This window comes from Gillisella vitis, assembly GCF_001541345.2.
GTDB classification, from domain to species: domain Bacteria; phylum Pseudomonadota; class Alphaproteobacteria; order Rhizobiales; family Rhizobiaceae; genus Allorhizobium; species Allorhizobium vitis.
Genome location: NZ_LMVL02000007.1, coordinates 53,086 through 71,027, shown reverse-complemented (window position 1 = coordinate 71,027; position 17,942 = coordinate 53,086). Strand labels below are relative to the sequence as shown.

Here is a 17,942-nt window from a genome sequence, read left to right as displayed (position 1 = left end):
CCGGTTTGATGAAAATTACAGATCGTGGCTCAGGAACTCCTGCAGCTCCGATGTTTGCGGAGCACTTAGCATCCCGGCATCGCCTTCCTCGTGGACAAGGCCGCGATGCATGAAGATGACGCGGTCCGCCACCTTGCGTGCGAAGTTCATTTCATGGGTGACCATGATCATGGTCATGCCGCTTTCGGCGAGCTTCTCGATGACGCGCAACACCTCGCCGGTCAGCTTGGGATCGAGCGCCGACGTCACCTCGTCGAACAGCATGACCTTCGGTTCCATCGCCAGCGATCTGGCGATAGCGGCTCGCTGCTGCTGTCCACCGGACAGCTGTTCGGGATAATTGTCGGCCTTGTCGGATAGGCCCACCCTCTCAAGTGCAGCAAGAGCCAGCTCATGGGCCTGTGTCTTCGGCAATTTCTTGACCGAGCACGGCGCGAGCAAGATGTTCTCCTCGATCGTGAGGTGCGGAAACAGATTGTAGCTCTGGAACACGATGCCGACGTCGAGCCTGAGCTTTCTCAGATTGAGGTTCGGATCGTGAACCCTGTGGTCCGCCACCGTGATCTCACCGCTGTCGATCACCTCCAGCCGATCGATGCAGCGCAGAGCCGTGCTCTTACCTGAGCCGCTGGCACCGATGAGTGCTGCAACCTGCCCCTTGTCCACGGAAAATGTTACACCCTTGAGCACGGTGATCGCGCCAAAGCTCTTCCTCACGTCATTCAGTGCAATCATTGGCATGCTCTGCCTCCCTCAAACTCTTCAGCTTTGTGTCGCTGGCTTAACCGTCGTCCGCATTCTCGGACCCCGCCGCTCGAGCTTCTGACTGAATGCCGACAGCGGAAAGCAGAGGCAAAAGTAGAGGGCTGCAACGACGAGATAGATGAGGAAGGGCTCGAAGATGGAATTGTTGATGAGCTGCCCGGCGCGCGTCAGCTCGACAAAACCGACGACTGACGCGAGCGATGTATTCTTGACGATCTGGACGCTGAAACCGACCGTCGGTGGGGTCGCGATCCTTACCGCCTGTGGCAGGATGACCTTGAACATGCGTTGCATCTTCGACAGCGCCAGGCATTCCGCCGCTTCCCACTGCGCCTTGGGCACGGATTCCAGACAACCTCGCCAGATCTCGCCCAGATAGGCGCTGACATAGATCGTCAGAGACAGGCCAGCGGCAAATAGCGGCGTGATGGAGAAACCGAGCGTCGGCAGGCCGAAGTAGATGATGAACATGATCACGAGTAGTGGCGTGCCCTGGATCAGTTGGACATAGGCGCCAGTGAAGATGCGAACCGTGCGTGACGGCGTAATTCTGCCCAAAGCCACAAGAAAGCCGAACAGTCCGCCACCGACGAAGGCCATGACGCTCAGCACAAGCGTCCAGAAGGCTCCGGTCACCAGAAACTGCAGATGGTTGATATTGAATGCCGTGGTCATCGTTCCCTCCTCACAGCGGCGTGCCGAGCCGGCGACGGCGCGGGAACATGAGCATGCCAAGCGCCCAGAAGACGGCCCGCATGACCAGCGACAGAAAAAGATAGAGAACCGCCACAACGATATAGGCTTCGAAAGGCCGGTACGTTTCTGACTGGATGAAATTCGCCGCCGCCGTCAGTTCCTCGGCTGAGATCTGCGAGGTGACCGACGAGGCAAGCATCAGCAGGATGAACTGGCTGGTGAGAGCCGGATAGACCCGCTCCATGGCGGGACGCAGTCCCACATGCCAGTAGAGTTGCACCGGCGAAAGCCCGAGGCATTCGCCGGCTTCCCACTGTCCCTTCTGGATCGAATCGAAACCCGCCCGCATGATCTCGGCCGTATAGGCGCCGACATTGACGGTCAGCGCGATCACCGCGACCACAAGCGCGCTGAACGAGAAGCCCAGGCTCGAAAGGCCAAAGTAGATCACGAAGATCTGAACCAGAAACGGCGTGTTTCGGAAGCTCTCGACATAGGTTGCCGCGACCCACTGGAGCACGGGTCCGCCCGACCGGCGCGCGATAGCGCAGGCCGTGCCGATCAGGAACCCGGTGATCGTCGTGATCAGAGCGAGCTGAGCCGTCAGCGCCATCCCGTCGATCAGCATCTGCCACCGGAGAAGGACGACAGAAAAATCGAGGGTCATGACTGATTTTCCATGACCGGAAGGCGCGATGCGTCCTGCCCCGTCATCCGGTCATAGACCCGGAACAGCGCCTGGTTGCCATTCGAGCCCTCACCGTGAGCACGGGCCTCCACATATTGTGCGGTGACGAGTGAAGTGCCAGGCAGCGCGACATCGTTCTGTCCGGCCATTTCGAGCACGAGGCGAAGGTCCTTGAGCATCAGGTCGATGCGGAAGCCGGCGCCGGCATCGCCTGCGATCATCGCGGGGCCGAGCTTTTCGAGCATCCACGACGAGGCCGAGCCGCCGAGCAGCACGTCCCGCATCTGCGACAGGTCGACGCCGCTTGCCCGGCCGAGGGCAAGCGCCTCGCAGACGGCCTGAATGTTGATCGCGCAGACAAGCTGGTTGCACAGCTTGACCGTTTGACCTGCACCCGGCGCACCGACATGGCTGATCGTCGTTCCCATCACCCGCAGCACGGGCTCGGCACGGTCGAATGCCGCGCGGTCGCCGCCCACCATGATCGAAAGCGCCGCATTCTTGGCACCAATCGGGCCGCCGGACACCGGTGCATCAAGCATTGTGATGCCCTGTCCAGCAAGGGCCGCCCCCATCGCCCGGGTGGCTTCCGGCGAGATCGTGCTCATGTCAATGAAGATGCTGCCGCTCTTCATGTTGGCCAGCACGCCGTCGCGGTTGACGACATCATCGACCTGCGGTGTGTTGGGCAACATCGAGATGGCGATCTCGGCATCCTTGACGGCCACAGCCACGCTCTCGCAGCGTGTCGCGCCCTTTGCCACGACAGCATCGGCCGCAGCGGACGATATATCGAACACGCTCAGCGGATAACCAGCGCCGGCAAGATGAAGCGCCATTTCGCGGCCCATCACGCCCAGTCCGATAAATGCCAGTTTGGGTAGATCTTGATTCGTCATGTCGCTCTCTCCCTGCGTCACGAGCCAGTGTCGGTCAGTTGGCCTGCTCCATGGCAGTGAGCTTTTCGACGCGACGGACAAAATCCTCGTTGCGGTCGAATTCCGCCTCGAGATAGGCGACGACGAGATCACGAGCGAGCCAGGGGCCGACGATCTTGGCGCCAATGCACATGACGTTGACATCGTCATGCTCGACGCTCTGATGGGCCGAATGCACGTCGTGGCAGACGGCCGCGCGAATGCCGTTGACCTTGTTGGCCGCAATCGCGGCGCCAACGCCGGTGCCGCAAACCAGGATGCCACGTTCGGCTGCTCCGTCGCGGACCTTCTTGCAGAGAAGGCCTGCAATATCCGGGAAATCGACGGGCTCCTGCGTGAAGCTGCCGATGTCTTCTACGACATGGCCGAGTTCTTCGAGCACCGCGATGACATCCGCCTTCAGCGGAAAACCCGCGTGATCGCTGCCGATGACAATATTCATGATTATCCTCCCGTTTGATTGAATGGAAACTAGGCCGAAACGCCGGTTCCTATGGAAATGTCGTGCAGGTTGGCACGGCGCCGGAAATCGGCGCCGATTTCGAAATGCTGGTGGAGCAGATCATCGGCCCGGACGCGATCGCGGGCCGCAAGCGCCTCCAGGATCAGGCGATGGTGATCGATCAGGAACTCTTCTATTCCTTCGACCCGGATGATCTTCTCGCGGCGCTCCAGGTGGGAGCGCATCATCAGCTGGGAAATCGACGCATAGATCGTGACGAGCGTCGGTGAATGGGACGCGCTGACGATCGCCTCGTGAAACTGGAAGTCGGCGATGCCGCCAGCTTCCGGATTATCGATCGTAGCGACGATATGTCGAAGTGCATTTGTGACATTGGCGAAATCCTGCTCGGTGGCTCGCTGGCAGGCAAGCCGCACGGCGTGATGCTCGATCGCCTTTCTCGCCTCCATGATGTCGCCAGTCACGTTCGAGCCGTGGGCGAGCATGAAGCTGAAGACATCACCTAGCGCGGTGGCATCGGGACGCCGGACGATCGTGCCGACCCCGTGCCTGATCTCGACGGCACCAATCATTGACAAGGCTCGCAACGCCTCGCGAAGAACGGGGCGACTGACATTCAGGTGAGCTGCCAGCTCTCGCTCGGGCAAAAGACAGTCCCCCGCCTTCAGTTCACCCGACAACAACTGGTCTCGCAGAAACGCTGCCACTCGATTGTGGGCCCCTGCCTCTTGCGGTTCACGACGAATAGTCTTGCTGTCGGTCATTTAATTGTCCATACCGTGGTATGACCACTCATATAGCCACAGCAACGCCTCCGTCAAGCGGTGTCTTGGCGTGGCTCCGAAATCAAGCTCGGAAGGTCGGCGTCGTAGCGGCAACCGAGGAAGGAAGGAGAGAAGACGATGATATGCGTATTGGGGTCCATCAACATGGATTTGGTTGCCAGGACAGAGCGCATACCCGGCCCCGGCGAAACCGTGGCGGGACAGTCATTCGCGACAACGTCAGGGGGCAAAGGCGCCAATCAGGCGCTTGCAGCCCGACTTGCCGGCAGTGCGGTCAAGATGGTCGGAGCGGTCGGCGACGATGTATTCGCGGCCGCAGCACTTGCCGAATTGAATGCTGCATCGGTCGACCTTTCCGGGGTCCAGACCCAGCCGGCTGCGACCGGCACGGCGATCATCCTCGTCGACGCGTCGGGGCAGAACATGATCACGGTAGTGCCGGGCGCCAACGCGCTGGTAACGCCGGACATGGCGCGCTCATTGGTCGCTTCGATGAAGTCTGGGGACATTCTCCTTCTCCAGATGGAAATATCGGCGGACAGCGCTGAAACAGCGCTCATGGCAAGCCGGGAAAAGGGCATCGTCACCATGCTGAACATCGCCCCCTTCACGGCCGAGACGGCACGGCTCGCAATGCTGGCCGATATCGTCGTCGCCAATGAGAGCGAGTTCGGATTGCTGACCGGACAAACGATTGAGGATCGGGCCGCATCCATGTCCGCACTCAAAGCACTCTATGGGCATTCCGGACAGACGATTGTCGTCACGCTTGGAGCGGCTGGGGTCGTTGCTATTCGCCGGAACGAGATCCTATCCGCCGAAGGCCTGACGATAGAGCCCGTCGATACGGTCGGCGCCGGCGATACCTTCTGCGGCTACCTGGCAGCCAGTCTAGATCAGGGAAAATCATTCCCGCAAGCACTACGACGTGCAGCGGCGGCCGGCTCCCTCGCTTGCCTGAAGCATGGCGCTCAAACGTCAATGCCAGCGGCGTCATCGCTTGATGCTGCCCTTCTCGATCGGAAGTGACGACGCTTTTTTCGAGACAATCAGTGGTCGATATATCTCCGCATGGAAACACGCGGTGTGAAAGTCGCGGACGTGAACAAGGCGGTCACCCGGACATCCTGTTTTTCCAACATCACCAGCAATAACATGGGTTGGGACTAGGATCCGTAGACACGTCTTTTCATTAACGATGGCAACGGGCGCTTCAGGACGAGACCAATGCCCGATTGCCGAAGAACACACTTTCAAGCTGGGCAGGAACTATTCTCGATCGGAACGATGATGGCGCACCGGATCTTCTCGTTGGCGCGATCCAGGTCCCTAAATTTGTTCCTCTGCAGCCTCGGGCGTGGCAGAATGATGGAACGGGCAAGTTTATCGACGTGTCGGCCGACGTGGTTCCGGGGATTACCGTCTGGCGAAGCTGGAGCGCTGGCACGGTGACCTTGACGGCGACGGCAAGCAAGATATTCTTATCGGCGGCTGGGGCACGCAGGCACGACTGCTGCTTACCGATGTCGAAGGCTGCAGATCTAGCCTGCCGCCACAGCAGGAAATCACTCCGACATCACGCTAATTGAATACAGGGGGGCGATGGCGCTGTCTGTCGGCCCACTGAGATAGCGAAGCATGAGAGATCGAATGGAGGGGCAGTACAGATGGTTCATACTGGCGGCAGGCTGGCTGCAGAGATGTCCACCCAGAATCTAAACTCGGCGACCATGGGAGGCACCGCGGTCGGCTCCCGTTCAAGAGATAAGGCAGATGAGTTCGCGTTCCAATTTGACATTCCAAGGGCACACGGCTCCCACGACGTCAGGTCTTGACCAAACTTTCCAACGGAATTTCGAGCGTCAGCGATAGGCCTTCACTCGTCCAATCCCTGGAGATCGCGCCGTTCAATCCTTGCAAGGCAGCTTTTTCCAAGGTCGTTCCGAAGCCTGCCCTTGTCGATACTTCGGGCGGTGGCGGAGAGCCTCTCTCGTCCCACCTCAAATGCAGAAGTTCTTCGGCCGCAGTAACATCGATGGTCAGGCGTCCCTCGGATGTCGATAGTGCACCGTACTTGGCGGCATTGGTGGTCAGTTCGTGCAAAAGTAGTGCAAGCGATGTGAGGGCGGTGCCTGTCAATGGCGCGTCCGAACCGGTGATCGTTATGCGAGAACCCTCTGCGTGATCATGCGGCGCCACGATCGCTTTCAGCAGTGCGGTGACCGTGGTCGCGATCTGGCCACCATCGTTGCCTGTCTCAAAGTCGGGTAATGTCAGTTCATGGGCTCGTGCCAGCGCATGCATACGAGACCGAAGATCGGTTTCAAGCTCGGCAACACTGGTGGCAGGCCGGGCACTCAGCGATATCAGCCCGGCAGCCAGGCTGAAGAGATTTTTGATGCGGTGGTTGATCTCGCGGAGCAGGATATCCTTGTGGCCGGCGGCATCTTTCAGCGCTTGGGCATGTTTTACGAGTTCGTCGCGTTGCGCTGCAAGCTGTTGCCGCTGGCGATAGAGCTCAAAAAAAACGTCAACCTTGCTGCGCAGAATATCCGGTTCGATCGGTTTCTGAATGAAATCGACGGCACCTGCCTCGTAACCGCGAAAGCGGCGATGCGCGTCGGTGGTGCCTGCGGTGACGAAGATGATCGGGATGCGTCGGGTTCGCTCATTGCCGCGCATCAACTCCGCAAGCTCGAACCCATTGAGACCCGGCATCTGCACGTCGACGAGCGCCAGAGCGACGTCGTTGTGCAGCAGAATTTCCAAAGCCTGATCGCCCGATTTTGCCTTGAGAATAAGAAGATCATTGCGACGAAGCAGCGCTTCCAGTGACAGGAGGTTTTCCTCAAGGTCATCGACCAGTAGAAACGGCACAGGCTCCATATTCGTCTTAAACCTCTCTTAAATATTCTGCGATCGCGTCGAGCGACAAGACACGGGCACTCGGACACAATTGAATGGCAGCTTCGGGCATTGCGGACGCGAACGCATCCGCTGGATCCTGGACAAGCGCCGCTCCCCCTGCGTCTACTACAGCCTGCAACCCCTTGGCGCCATCGCTGTTGGCGCCCGTGAGCACGATTGCGATCAAGGCCGGCCCGTAAGCGTCCGCGGCGCTCTCAAATAGAACGTCGATCGAGGGGCGGGAGAAGAGGACGGGCTCGTCGCTAGACAGTGCAAGGCTCCTATCGGCTTCAAGCAGTAGATGATAGTCCGGCGGCGCGAAATAGATCGTCCCGCCGGCGAGCGGCTCCTTGTCCTCGGCCTCACGCGCCGAAAGTTGGCACTTCGCCTGGAAAAGCTCGGCCATGACGCTACGTTTGTCCGGCGGAACGTGCACGACAACAATGATCGGTAATCGGAAGTCTCGCGGCAGAACCGGCAAAATCGCCGATAGTGCCTCAAGAGCGCCGGCTGACGCACCGATTACGATCGCTTCGGGATTTACCGACATCATTCACCCCGCCTCTGATAGATTTTCTCCTCTCGCACAAAGTCCGAGAAAGAACCACCTTGGTTCGAAAAGCGGAGACTCTCCTTGGAGCCAAGGCCGAGGAAACCCTTGCGAGCGAGAGAATCCTTGAACAGTCCAAGCGCTCGGTCCTGCAAGGGACGATCGAAGTAGATCATGACATTCCGGCAGGAGATCAGCTGCATCTCGGCAAACACAGCATCGGTGACGAGGCTGTGATCCGAAAACAGGACGTTGCGGCGCAGGGTGCTGTCGAAGACCACGCTGCCATAGGCGGCTTGGTAGTAATCGGACAGAGAGGATTTCCCCCCGGACTTTCGGTGGTTCTCGGTAAAAAGTTGAACCCGCTCCAAAGCATAGATACCTGCCTCGGCCGACTGCAGTGCCTCCTGATTGATATCGGTTGCGTAAAACAGCGTGCGGTCTTCCAGGCCCTCCTCGCGAAACAGGATAACCAGCGAGTACAACTCCTCACCTTCGCTGCATCCGGCAACCCAAACCTTGAGCGAAGGATAGGTTCGCAGATGCGGCACCACCTTCTCCCGGATCGCCTTGAAATAGCTCGGATCGCGAAACATCTCGCTGACCTGGACGGTAAGATACCGTAGGAGCTTCGGCAACATACCGGGATCGTGGAGCAGACTTTCCTGCATTGCCGAAAAGGTCTCGAACCCAAGCTGTTGGCGAGCCTGCTTGAGGCGTCGCTTTATCGAGGCCATCGCGTAGTTGCGGAAGTCGTAGTGGTATTTGAGGAACAAGGCCTCCAGCAGGAGGCGGATCTCGATGTCTTCGATCTTTTCCGGCGCGGGCGTCTCGCTCATTTCGGCATCCACACACGGACGAGCGACAATAGTTTTTCGACATCCAATGGTTTTGCCATATAGTCGTTGGCGCCGGCATCGATGCAACGCTGTTGATCATCGGGCATGGCCTTGGCAGTCAGCGTGATGATTGGCAGCTTCTTCCATGCCGGATTTTTACGAATCTCTCGCGTGGCGGTGAGGCCGTCCATGACGGGCATCATGACGTCCATGAGCACAAGATCGATCGCCGCGCTTGCCGCCGACGATGCGGTCTGGAGAGCATCAAGTGCCTCTTGGCCGTTACGCGCAATCTGAATGACAACACCGCGGGGCTCAAGGATGTTGGTGAGGGCATAGACATTGCGGACGTCATCTTCCACGACGAGAACGCGGCGGCCTTCAAGAAGCGAATCCCTGTTCTGGGCCTTGCGGATCATTTTCTGCTGTTCGTCCGGCAGTTCGGAAATCACCTTGTGAAGGAACAGGCTCACCTCGTCGAGCAGGCGCTCGGGCGACTTTGCTCCCTTGATGATGATCGATTTTGAATAGCGGCGAAGACGTTGTTCGTCGTCGGCCGAAAGGTCGCGTCCAGTGTAGACGATAACGGGTGGAAACGCGTAGGCGCTCTCGCGGCTCAGCGTTTCAAGCAGGGAATAGCCGGAGGCGTCCGGCAAGGATAGATCCAGCACCATGCAGTCGAAGGTCTGCTGCTTGAGCAGTTCCAGGCATTCGGCGGCGGTGCTGGCGGTGACAGTCTCGACATCGCCAGAACTCAGCAACCTTGCAACGGCATCGCGCTGCACCGGGTCGTCCTCGACGATGAGGATCCGATGTACGCCCTGGGACAGCTTGAACTCGAGCTTCTCCAGCACTTCGACCAGTTGCTCGCGCATGACGGGCTTGACGGCGTATCCGACTGCGCCAAGCGACAGAGCGGTCTCCGCATGATCGCTGCCCGAGACAATGTGAATTGGGATATGGCGCGTCTGCACATCGTGCTTGAGCCGGTCGAGGACGGCAAGCCCGGACTGATCCGGTAGACCGACATCGAGGATGATCGCGCTCGGCATATATTCCTTGGCGAGGTTCAAGGCTTCCTCGGCCGTTCCAGCGACCAGAGAGCGGAATCCCATCTCACGAGACAGATCACGGACGATGCCAGCAAATGATGCGTCGTCTTCGATGACCAAAAGCACGCGTTTCGCGTCGGTCAATGTATCACGATCATCCTCGACCTTCGACGCTGGTCTTGGGGTTACCGGTCGGGCCAGTTCCGACGACGGCCGCTCCGACTCAACGGCAGCGCTTGGGGGCGCGTCGCGCGGTGCGACTTTGGCTGGATCGTAGGCTGGCGGAATGGCGAGCGTGAAGGTACTGCCCTCGCCCGGCTGGCTTTCCAGTCCGAGAGAGCCGCCCAGGAGGCGCACGAGCTCACGGGAAATCGACAGTCCCAGACCGGTGCCCCCATACTTTCGACTGATCGTGCCGTCAGCCTGGTGGAACGCCTCGAAAACGCTTCGCTGCTGCTCCTTGGCGATGCCAATGCCAGTGTCTGACACGGAGAAGGCAACCTGACCGTCGGAAACCGATCGGATCGACAGTCTTACCCGGCCGGCTTCCGTGAATTTGATGGCGTTGGAAAGGAGGTTCTTCAGCACCTGTTCGAGGCGCTGCTGATCGGTCTCGATGGTCGCGGGGCAATCGGGGCCAATCTCGACCGAAAAATCAAGCTTCTTGTCGGCTGCCAAGGGTTGAAAGACTTGCCGCAGGTTGCCGGCCAGTTGCTCGACCGTTACCACTTCGGGCCGTATGTCGACATGGCCAGCTTCGATCTTGGACAGATCGAGAATATCGTTGATCAGGTTCAGAAGATCGTTGCCTGAAGACTGGATCGTCTGTGCGAACTTGACCTGCTCGGCGGTGAGATTTTCGTTCGGGTTGTCGGCGAGCAGCTTCGCAAGGATCAGCGAGGAATTGAGCGGCGTGCGCAGTTCGTGCGACATGTTGGCGAGGAAGTCAGACTTGTATCGGCTTGCTTGCTCAAGCTCCCGCGCCTTGAGCTGAACAGAAGCGTTTGACCGTTCAAGATCATCCTTATGAACCTCCAGCGCTTGGGCTTGCTCTTCGAGCTGTGAATTTGTCTGCTCAAGTTCAACCTGTTGCTGTTCAAGGCGCGCCTGCGACTCCTTCAGCGCCCGGCCCTGCTCCTCCAGCTCTTCATTCGATACGCGCAGCTCCTCGCTCTGGGTCTGCAGCTCCTCCGACTGACGTTGCGTTTCTTCGAGCAGATTCTGAAGCTCACTGCGATAAATTCCGGACCGCACGGCGATGGCGACGGCTTCCGAAGCGCGTTCCAGGAGCGTGACGATGCGTTCGTCGATCGGACGCAGAAAGCCCAGCTCGATGACGGAATTGACAGTGCCGTCGACGCGTCCCGGCAGGATGACCAGATGCTTCGGCTTATCCCGTCCAAGAGCGGAGCCGAAGGCGAGATAGCCATCTGGCACCTCGCCCACCATCATTGCTCTACCTTCAGCAGCAGCTTGCCCCAAAAGACCTTCTCTGGCTTTGAACCGCATCGGGACGCTAGCGTCATCCGGAATGCCGTAGACGGCAGCGCGCTGATAGTGATCGCCGGCGCCGGTGAATACGGCTCCCGCGACAGCGCCGACATAGCGCGTCAGGAAGTCGAGGATGCTATTGCCGAGCTGTTCCATCGGTTGATCGCCCAACAAAGCGCCGGACAAGCCGACTTCTCCGGACTGAAGCCATTCTTCTCGTCTCCGAGCCATAGTGGCCCTGCGCATCAACAAGCCAATCGCCACTGTTAGTCCGATGCCGAGCAGCCCCGCTAGAAGCGTACTGAGAAGTGCTCTCTGCTGTGCAGCGTTCATTTCGGCGAGCCGCTGCACCCGAACCTCTGTTTGTCCCTGCGCCAAGGCGGAGATTTGAGCGCGGATAGCATCCATCTCGAGCTTCCCGCGGTCGGAGTTGACGACGGCAAGTGCCGCCTCCAGCCCTGCCGTGCGGCGAAGTTCGATCGTCTCGTTAAGTTCGGAAAGTTTGCCATCGACATGTTGCCGGAGCGCAGTCAGTCGCGGGCTCTGTCCGATATTGGACCCACTTAACTGCGCGATTTTATCGAGTTGCGTCGGGATTGCTCGTAGCGCCGCATTGTAGGGTGCCAGATAACTTTCGTTATTGGTCAGCAGGAAACCCCGCTGTCCGGTTTCAGCATCCTGCAGATGAGAAAGCAGCTCGTCCAGCGCGACGATGGCGACATGCGTCTGGACAACCTTCTCATTGCCATCGCGCAAAGCCTGCAGGTTGAAATTGGCAACAAACCCGCTGATTAGGAAGAAGATTATCGCGCCTAAAAGGCCAAGGGCAACGCCGGGATCGAGACCGAGGTTTCGGCGTGACGGATCGGGCGCAGCGCTTTTCTTCATAGGTGATTCTCGTTTTCAGGGTGGGCGGGAAGGGATCAGCAAGCGATTAGAAATGATCGTTCCTGTGAAGAGCATGCCATTGTGGGTGTCAACTGGAAAAGACCGCCACGCGCGATCACCTGCCATAAACCCCGGAGCGATAAGTCTGAGCAGCTGGAAGATAACACTCCATGGCCAGAAGACGCTCTTAAAATCCCTTATGACTTTGGGCCCCCTATCGGCGAGCAAGGTGTGGGTTTTTTGGAAAGTCATGGACTACGGCTGCAGCGGTTTTGTGATTGTTTGCCTGCCGTTCGCTTAGATGTAACAGACGTGGCGGCCATGGCCGCCGCAGACTACTTGCAGCTTGGTGATCAGTCCGCCACGGCTGCGTCCGATACATCGGGGTAGAGCCCCTTTTAAGCAGACTGGCAGCGGTGCGATTCGCTTTAAGATGGGTTGCATCGATCATCAGATTGTCTGGTTCCCCGCCTTGAGCTGCCAGTTATGCAAGGATGCGATTGAACACACCAGGCCGGATCCACCGGATGAAGCGATTGTAGATGGTTTTGTGCGGGCCATAGTCTGCAGGGGCATCCCCCCATCGAAGGCCATTGCGGATCACGAACAGGGTGCCGCTCAAAACCCGTCGATCGCTACTCGCGGCACCCCGTGCGACAACGGGAAATAAGGCTCAATCCGGCGCATCTGTTCCGAAGTCATCATCAGCAAGTGAGACAAGGCAGTATCCTCCTGCAACCTTGAATCATCTCCTTGAAGTCAACTCAAAGATTAATACGTCCTGACCCCAGGTGGCGATCAGCGAAATCCGGTATTACTGTTGATCGGCGGGGTTATGCAGGATCGTTCGCAGGGCCGACGACATCGGGAAATTGAGATTGATTCCGTTGGGTGGAATTGGTGACATGAACCAGCGATCGTACGTGTCCTTGATTTCATCTCCTTGGAAAATCTGACGCAATGCCGCGTTGACATCTTCCCTGAAAGTATTGTCGCCCTTCCTGAACATCAGGCCGTAGGGTTCCGGAGCCATGAGAGAGTCGTCTGAAAGGTTATATTTCTCCGGAGCTCCGGAGTTTGCTATGGTTACTGCCAGCAGAATGCTATCCATGACATAGGCCGATGCCCTCCCCTCGGTCACCATCGCAAAAGCGGTCGGCTGGTCGCTACTTGGCACAACCGCGATGTGGAGATTTCGGCTGCGGTTGATGCTATTGAGATAACCGATATTGTTTGTGGCCACCGGCGAAGTCACCGTTCGACCAGCGAGATCTTCAATTCTATGTAGGTTACTCGCCTTGAGAGAAACGAACTGGGTCGCCGTCAAAAAATGAGCATAGGAAAATGCCACGCTCTTTCGACGTTCGGCGGTGTTCGTGGTCGAAACACACTCGATATCAATCGTCCCGTCCATGACCTTTGCAAACCGGTTCGCCGCTGAGCGTGGCTCGTATTCGATCTTCAGGTCTGGCCGAGTATACTTTTGCCTCAAGCTGTCGACAATTCGCAAACATAAATCGATCGAGTAACCGATCGGCTTACCAGACGCGTCCAGAAACGAGAAAGGTGCGTCATCTGTCGAATATCCTATCCGGATGATCCCGGTTTGCAGAATTCTATCGAGTATCGGAGAATTTTCTGCAAAAGCCCCCTTTCCGGTAAAAGCAACCAGAACGAATACCAACAGAAGTCTCAGGCGTCTCGTCTTCAACATATTCAATGTCCCCCTCAAAGTAGAAAAGACGTCAATCCTTATACTCCACTGGATCAGCATAAGCCTTCTTCAGGACCCCAGACATCGGAAGATTGAGGTTCATGCCCGACGGCGGGATCGGTGATGTGAACCATTTCGCGTAGATAGCATCCATCTCAGGGCTCATGAACAGTTTACGCAGACTGTCGTTGACGACCGTTTTGAACGCCTCGTCGTCTTTCCGAAGCATCAGGCCGTAAGGCTCTGGCTTGCTCAGCATATCCTCGGACAGCAAATATTTTGACGGATCATCCGACTGGGCGATCATGGCAGCAAGTAGGATACCGTCCATCACGAAAGCATGCGCCCGCTCGGACACGACCAGATTGAAGGCCTCCTCATTGGTCTTGGTCGCTATCACCGCTATGCTGAGCTTCTTCTCACGGTTGATAGTATTGAGTTGATCGATATTCACCGTACCCGACGCCGACGTCACTGTTCGACCGGTAAGATCCTCGATTGACGTGATGCTGTCGCTTCGGCGCGTCACAAACTGGGTAGCGGTCAGAAAGTCAGGATAGGAAAATTCAACTGTTTTGCGCCGTTCGGCATTGTTGGTGGTTGCCGCGCACTCGATATCGATCGTCCCGTTCTTGACGAGGATGAAACGTGTCGCCGGCGTTGCAAGAACATATTCTAATTTGAGATCTTCTCGTTTGAGGTGCTTGCCAATATCCGCCGCAACATGCTGGCAAAGGTCCATCGAGAACCCGATGATGTCTCCGGACGGCGTCTTGTACGAAAACGGAGGTTCGGTCTGGCGATAGCCTAAAGTAATGACACCGCTCCTTGCGATCTTGTCGAGCGTGGCTTCGCCAGCCAGCGCGTTAGCAGTTGCCACGCAAGCAAGTGTCAGGGCGGTCAGTGCGGTACCAATGCTGCGCATGCAAAATCCTCGCTTTTTCCTATGAAATTTTTGACCGCGAATCCGGACGTGTTTCGCTGCTATGGATGCCGGGAACGACAGAAGGAGACGGTCGGCCGAAGTGGTATCCCTGCCCTTGCGTGCAGCCGGAGAGCCTGAGGATTTCAGCCTGGGCCTCGTTTTCCACCCCTTCGGCAGTCACTGTGATGTCTAATTGCCGCGTCAAGGCAATGACCGCTGCGACGACTGTCGCCGACGGAGCGTCGTGTGGCAACCCGGAGACGAAGGCGCGGTCGATCTTTAATTTCTTGAACGGCACGCGCAGAAGCGAGATGAGCGATGCATAACCTGTCCCGAAATCGTCGAGGACGATGGAAACTCCGGCCTTAGCCAAGGCAGTCAATGCGGCTATACTGACTTCATCTTCCAGGACGAGGCTTTCAGTCACTTCAAGTTCCAAGCGCTCTGGTTCCAACCCGGACACGCTCAGCATCCTGAGGACGTCTGGTGCGAAATCCGGCTCGCGCAACTGGAGGGCGGAAATATTGACTGCCACCTTAATATGCTTCTCCCACCTCATCGCCTCGGCACAAGCAGTTTGCAGAACCCAATTTCCCAGTTCGGTTATGGAACCCGTCTCCTCCGCCAAGGAGATAAATCGGTCCGGCGCAACCAGCCCTAACTTGGGATGGCGCCAGCGGATCAATGCCTCGAATGCACAGGTGGCCCCACTGCTGAAGTCGACGATGGGCTGAAAGTGCAGCTCGAACTCCTGCTTTTGTATCGCGGTTCGAAGTTCGATTGCTAAGGCATGCTGCCCTTGAACAGCCATGTCCATGCCCTCCTCGAAGAAGGCAAATGTGCCGCGCCCTTTGGACTTGGCGCGGTAAAGCCCGAGGTCGGCATTTTGCAGAACCTGGTCTGCGGACACCCCGTGGACAGGCATGGAGGCGATGCCGATGCTGGTCCCGATTTTTACCTGTTGGTTGCCGATCGCAAGCGGCTGCGAGAGACTTTCGATCAACTGCTTGGCAAGAGCTTCTGCTTCCGGGCGATAGTTAGCCCTTACCCGCTGAATTATCGCAAACTCGTCGCCGCCAAGACGAGCCGCGACGTCATCGACCTCGATCAAGGACCGGATACGGTCTGCAGTCTCAATCAAAAGCGCATCGCCAGCGCCATGGCCAAGCGTGTCGTTGACGGCTTTGAACCGGTCCAGATCGAGAAGAAGAATATTAGATCCGCCTTGCATGGCAGAACACCTTGCTACAGCATCGTCGAGACGTTTCATCAGCAAAGCGCGGTTCGGCAGGCCGGTTAGGGCGTCGTGGTGAGCCATATGCTCCATTTGTATCGCCATGTCTCGGATCTCGCGCAGGCGTGCGCGCTCCACAACCGCCTCCCGCAAGGTTTCAATCGCAACCGCAAGGTCGCCGATCTCATCTGCGCGATTTTGAAAGGGCGTCACGATATCGGTGTCTTCGCGGGCTACCCGCAAAGTCGCGTGGACGAGCTGGGGGAACGGTTTAAAAAGGCGACGCGCAATGGAGGTCACGGTAAAGCCTGTCAGGCAGAGAATGCCGAAAAACACGATAAGGGAATTACGAATGAGAGCTTCCTGAGCGCGACGAAGCTCGTCTGCCCTGCCGATGCTCGTGGCAACCGCTCCCATCAGTCGGCCGGCGCCGTCGGATATAGGCAGCAAGCCGACGTAGTGCATCGTCCCGCCAATCGAGGCAAAGCCTGTTGTCAGCTGTTGGTCATCGGCCAGCTTCGAGAAAATGTCTCCCGTAACGGTAATGTTTTCAGGGTTTTCGGTGCCGGTGAATGACGAGGCAATGGGAAGGAACGTCTTTGTCTGGCTGTCATAGCTGAACAGCCACGCATTGTTCGTGGTCTGCGCTGAAATGGATGCCAGTACGTCAACGGGGCTGAAGCCTGTCAACAGAACGGACGCATCGTCACCGACAGGTTGGGAGGAGACGATGCGGGCGATCCGGCCATTGGCATCGACAGTGGCTGAAACGTAAGTATAGACGCTACGGAGTGCGGCGCTGGCGATCTGTATGTTGATTTTCGCTTGGGTCTCGCGTTGTTCACGGGCGGCGGACACGAACATTGTCAGACCAAGCATCGCTCCGACGCCATAGGCAAAGATTACACCAACCAGAAGCACGAGGGTGATTTTCGCCCCAAGCGACCGCCGCCACTGGCGAACAACAAGCGACAATTTCTGGATGCGCGGCCGATTGCGCAACGGGGATAACACAGCAACCGGTATTGCATGCGCGGAATCCCTGGTCATCAATATCTATCAGCTCCATCATCAAAACGCAGGACTATGGAAGACCGGCAAAAGCAACTTGCACGATTTACTATGGTGGATCAGATCGCTTGAAGACTGATTAACGGTGGGCGGCGAGACACGCGAAAACGGCATTTGTCCTTAGGGCGTAGTGACGATTTAAGGTTTTGATCTTCCCAAAGGTGTCCAAATCACATTCCAGACTGACTGATCTTCTCGGGCGGCCTCGACGGCACAATCGTGCTCCATCTGGCCGCAAAATATCATCGGGACGTCACAGCGTTTCCGATCAGCACTCAAAATTCCACAGATCTGGAATATGCGCGGCGTTTTTGCGCCGAGCGCGGCATTCCGCATATCGTGACGGAATTTCAAAGTGGACAGAACAAACGCAACATTCGCAATTCAATCTTCAGCGGAGAGTTCTTCGAGCCCGTCGACATCTCGGATATGCTAACAAATGGCATCCGTTTATGCCGGGGTCCGGGCGAATGGCTTTAAGATTGCGCTGTCGGGAGATGGAAGCGATGAGATTTTTGCGCGATATGGTCTATTCAAAACGGCCAAAGATCCCTACGCTCTCTCGACCTACAGGCTGAATAATCTCTTCCGTACGGATCTTCAGCGTACCGATCGCAGCAGTATGGCAAGCTCGATCCAGTGCCGGTTCCCATTCCTAGATCGATGGCTTATCGAGTTCGCCATGGCTTTCCCCTTCGATTTGAAGGTCAGGACCGGCGTTGAGAAGTTCGTACTCCGCGAAGCATTCCGGGGTGATATTCCGGACTATATGATTGACCGTCCTAAGATTAGAATACCGGAAGGGATTGGGATCCACGACCAAATATTTCGTGCGCTCACCGATGCCACTCGCCCTTCTGATATACTGCTCCCAGACAATATCGACGGTCCTCAAATTCGCAACGCGTTGGCGATGTTTCTCTAATTCGGGTACAA

At 57.4% G+C, this 17,942-nt stretch carries 16 protein-coding genes and 1 pseudogene; 3 read left to right on the top strand and 14 right to left on the bottom strand.

The genetic code is table 11. The annotated features are described in order from the left end of the window. Positions 1-15: 15 nt before the first annotated feature. The 6 genes from ASB66_RS21310 to ASB66_RS21285 are packed head-to-tail and all read right to left on the bottom strand — an operon-like array spanning position 16 to position 4,314. Positions 16-741 (bottom strand): amino acid ABC transporter ATP-binding protein, encoded by a 726-nt coding sequence (locus ASB66_RS21310; protein ID WP_060716656.1) that lies wholly within the window; start codon positions 739-741, stop codon positions 16-18. Between the two features lie 21 nt (positions 742-762). After that, positions 763-1,440, bottom strand: a complete 678-nt coding sequence (locus ASB66_RS21305; RefSeq protein ID WP_060716657.1) for an amino acid ABC transporter permease — start codon at positions 1,438-1,440, stop codon at positions 763-765. A 10-nt stretch (positions 1,441-1,450) separates the two neighbouring features. Then, a complete protein-coding gene (locus tag ASB66_RS21300; RefSeq protein WP_060716658.1) occupies positions 1,451-2,128 on the bottom strand; it encodes an amino acid ABC transporter permease in 678 nt (225 codons plus the stop codon). Continuing rightward, positions 2,125-3,069 (bottom strand): NAD(P)-dependent oxidoreductase, encoded by a 945-nt coding sequence (locus ASB66_RS21295; protein WP_420094381.1) that lies wholly within the window; start codon positions 3,067-3,069, stop codon positions 2,125-2,127. Before ASB66_RS21295 ends, ASB66_RS21300 begins: the two co-directional genes overlap by 4 nt. A gap of 13 nt (positions 3,070-3,082) precedes the next feature. After that, positions 3,083-3,529: a ribose 5-phosphate isomerase B gene (gene rpiB / locus ASB66_RS21290; RefSeq protein WP_060716660.1), complete on the bottom strand. Its 447-nt coding sequence runs from the start codon at positions 3,527-3,529 to the stop codon at positions 3,083-3,085. Between the two features lie 29 nt (positions 3,530-3,558). Further along, positions 3,559-4,314 (bottom strand): FadR/GntR family transcriptional regulator, encoded by a 756-nt coding sequence (locus ASB66_RS21285; RefSeq protein ID WP_060716661.1) that lies wholly within the window; start codon positions 4,312-4,314, stop codon positions 3,559-3,561. A gap of 138 nt (positions 4,315-4,452) precedes the next feature. On the opposite strand from ASB66_RS21285, the gene ASB66_RS21280 reads away from it, so the two are divergent. Beyond that, positions 4,453-5,364, top strand: a complete 912-nt coding sequence (locus ASB66_RS21280; RefSeq protein WP_060716662.1) for a ribokinase — start codon at positions 4,453-4,455, stop codon at positions 5,362-5,364. A gap of 795 nt (positions 5,365-6,159) precedes the next feature. Here ASB66_RS21280 and ASB66_RS21275 read toward each other — a convergent pair. The 8 genes and pseudogenes from ASB66_RS21275 to ASB66_RS21240 form a co-directional block, all read right to left on the bottom strand. Beyond that, positions 6,160-7,221 carry a response regulator gene (locus ASB66_RS21275; RefSeq protein WP_060716663.1) on the bottom strand — a complete coding sequence of 354 codons (1,062 nt, stop codon included), beginning with the start codon at positions 7,219-7,221 and terminating at the stop codon, positions 6,160-6,162. A 7-nt stretch (positions 7,222-7,228) separates the two neighbouring features. Next, on the bottom strand, positions 7,229-7,795 hold the full coding sequence (locus tag ASB66_RS21270; protein WP_234625147.1) for a chemotaxis protein CheB: 567 nt from the start codon (positions 7,793-7,795) through the stop codon (positions 7,229-7,231). Next, entirely contained in the window at positions 7,792-8,631 is an 840-nt protein-coding gene (locus tag ASB66_RS21265; protein ID WP_060716664.1) for a CheR family methyltransferase, read from the bottom strand. Before ASB66_RS21265 ends, ASB66_RS21270 begins: the two co-directional genes overlap by 4 nt. Further along, entirely contained in the window at positions 8,628-12,062 is a 3,435-nt protein-coding gene (locus ASB66_RS21260; protein ID WP_060716665.1) for a response regulator, read from the bottom strand. Before ASB66_RS21260 ends, ASB66_RS21265 begins: the two co-directional genes overlap by 4 nt. 484 nt (positions 12,063-12,546) lie before the next feature. Continuing rightward, a pseudogene (locus tag ASB66_RS27190) lies at positions 12,547-12,699 on the bottom strand (transposase); the annotation flags it as partial. A 177-nt stretch (positions 12,700-12,876) separates the two neighbouring features. Continuing rightward, positions 12,877-13,746 (bottom strand): amino acid ABC transporter substrate-binding protein, encoded by an 870-nt coding sequence (locus tag ASB66_RS21250; RefSeq protein ID WP_234823941.1) that lies wholly within the window; start codon positions 13,744-13,746, stop codon positions 12,877-12,879. A gap of 61 nt (positions 13,747-13,807) precedes the next feature. Next, a complete protein-coding gene (locus ASB66_RS21245; protein ID WP_234625150.1) occupies positions 13,808-14,692 on the bottom strand; it encodes an amino acid ABC transporter substrate-binding protein in 885 nt (294 codons plus the stop codon). A 28-nt stretch (positions 14,693-14,720) separates the two neighbouring features. Further along, a complete protein-coding gene (locus ASB66_RS21240; protein WP_060716668.1) occupies positions 14,721-16,985 on the bottom strand; it encodes a putative bifunctional diguanylate cyclase/phosphodiesterase in 2,265 nt (754 codons plus the stop codon). Positions 16,986-17,192: 207 nt separating this feature from the next. On the opposite strand from ASB66_RS21240, the gene ASB66_RS27185 reads away from it, so the two are divergent. Both ASB66_RS27185 and ASB66_RS27035 read left to right on the top strand, forming a co-directional pair. After that, entirely contained in the window at positions 17,193-17,486 is a 294-nt protein-coding gene (locus ASB66_RS27185) for an asparagine synthase-related protein (RefSeq protein ID WP_114386918.1), read from the top strand. Then, positions 17,446-17,931 (top strand): asparagine synthase C-terminal domain-containing protein, encoded by a 486-nt coding sequence (locus ASB66_RS27035; protein WP_060716670.1) that lies wholly within the window; start codon positions 17,446-17,448, stop codon positions 17,929-17,931. The genes ASB66_RS27185 and ASB66_RS27035 overlap by 41 nt, the downstream gene beginning before the upstream one ends. Positions 17,932-17,942: the final 11 nt, after the last annotated feature.

What these genes read in the sequence shown, in the direction of transcription:
- ASB66_RS21310 (WP_060716656.1), bottom strand. Translation starts at nt 741, where the DNA reads ATGCCAATGATTGCACTGAATGACGTGAGGAAGAGCTTTGGCGCGATC.
- ASB66_RS21305 (WP_060716657.1), bottom strand. Translation starts at nt 1,440, where the DNA reads ATGACCACGGCATTCAATATCAACCATCTGCAGTTTCTGGTGACCGGA.
- ASB66_RS21300 (WP_060716658.1), bottom strand. Translation starts at nt 2,128, where the DNA reads ATGACCCTCGATTTTTCTGTCGTCCTTCTCCGGTGGCAGATGCTGATC.
- rpiB (WP_060716660.1), bottom strand. Translation starts at nt 3,529, where the DNA reads ATGAATATTGTCATCGGCAGCGATCACGCGGGTTTTCCGCTGAAGGCG.
- ASB66_RS21285 (WP_060716661.1), bottom strand. Translation starts at nt 4,314, where the DNA reads ATGACCGACAGCAAGACTATTCGTCGTGAACCGCAAGAGGCAGGGGCC.
- ASB66_RS21280 (WP_060716662.1), top strand. Translation starts at nt 4,453, where the DNA reads ATGATATGCGTATTGGGGTCCATCAACATGGATTTGGTTGCCAGGACA.
- ASB66_RS21275 (WP_060716663.1), bottom strand. Translation starts at nt 7,221, where the DNA reads ATGGAGCCTGTGCCGTTTCTACTGGTCGATGACCTTGAGGAAAACCTC.
- ASB66_RS21270 (WP_234625147.1), bottom strand. Translation starts at nt 7,795, where the DNA reads ATGATGTCGGTAAATCCCGAAGCGATCGTAATCGGTGCGTCAGCCGGC.
- ASB66_RS21265 (WP_060716664.1), bottom strand. Translation starts at nt 8,631, where the DNA reads ATGAGCGAGACGCCCGCGCCGGAAAAGATCGAAGACATCGAGATCCGC.
- ASB66_RS21260 (WP_060716665.1), bottom strand. Translation starts at nt 12,062, where the DNA reads ATGAAGAAAAGCGCTGCGCCCGATCCGTCACGCCGAAACCTCGGTCTC.
- ASB66_RS21240 (WP_060716668.1), bottom strand. Translation starts at nt 16,985, where the DNA reads ATGACCAGGGATTCCGCGCATGCAATACCGGTTGCTGTGTTATCCCCG.
- ASB66_RS27035 (WP_060716670.1), top strand. Translation starts at nt 17,446, where the DNA reads ATGGCATCCGTTTATGCCGGGGTCCGGGCGAATGGCTTTAAGATTGCG.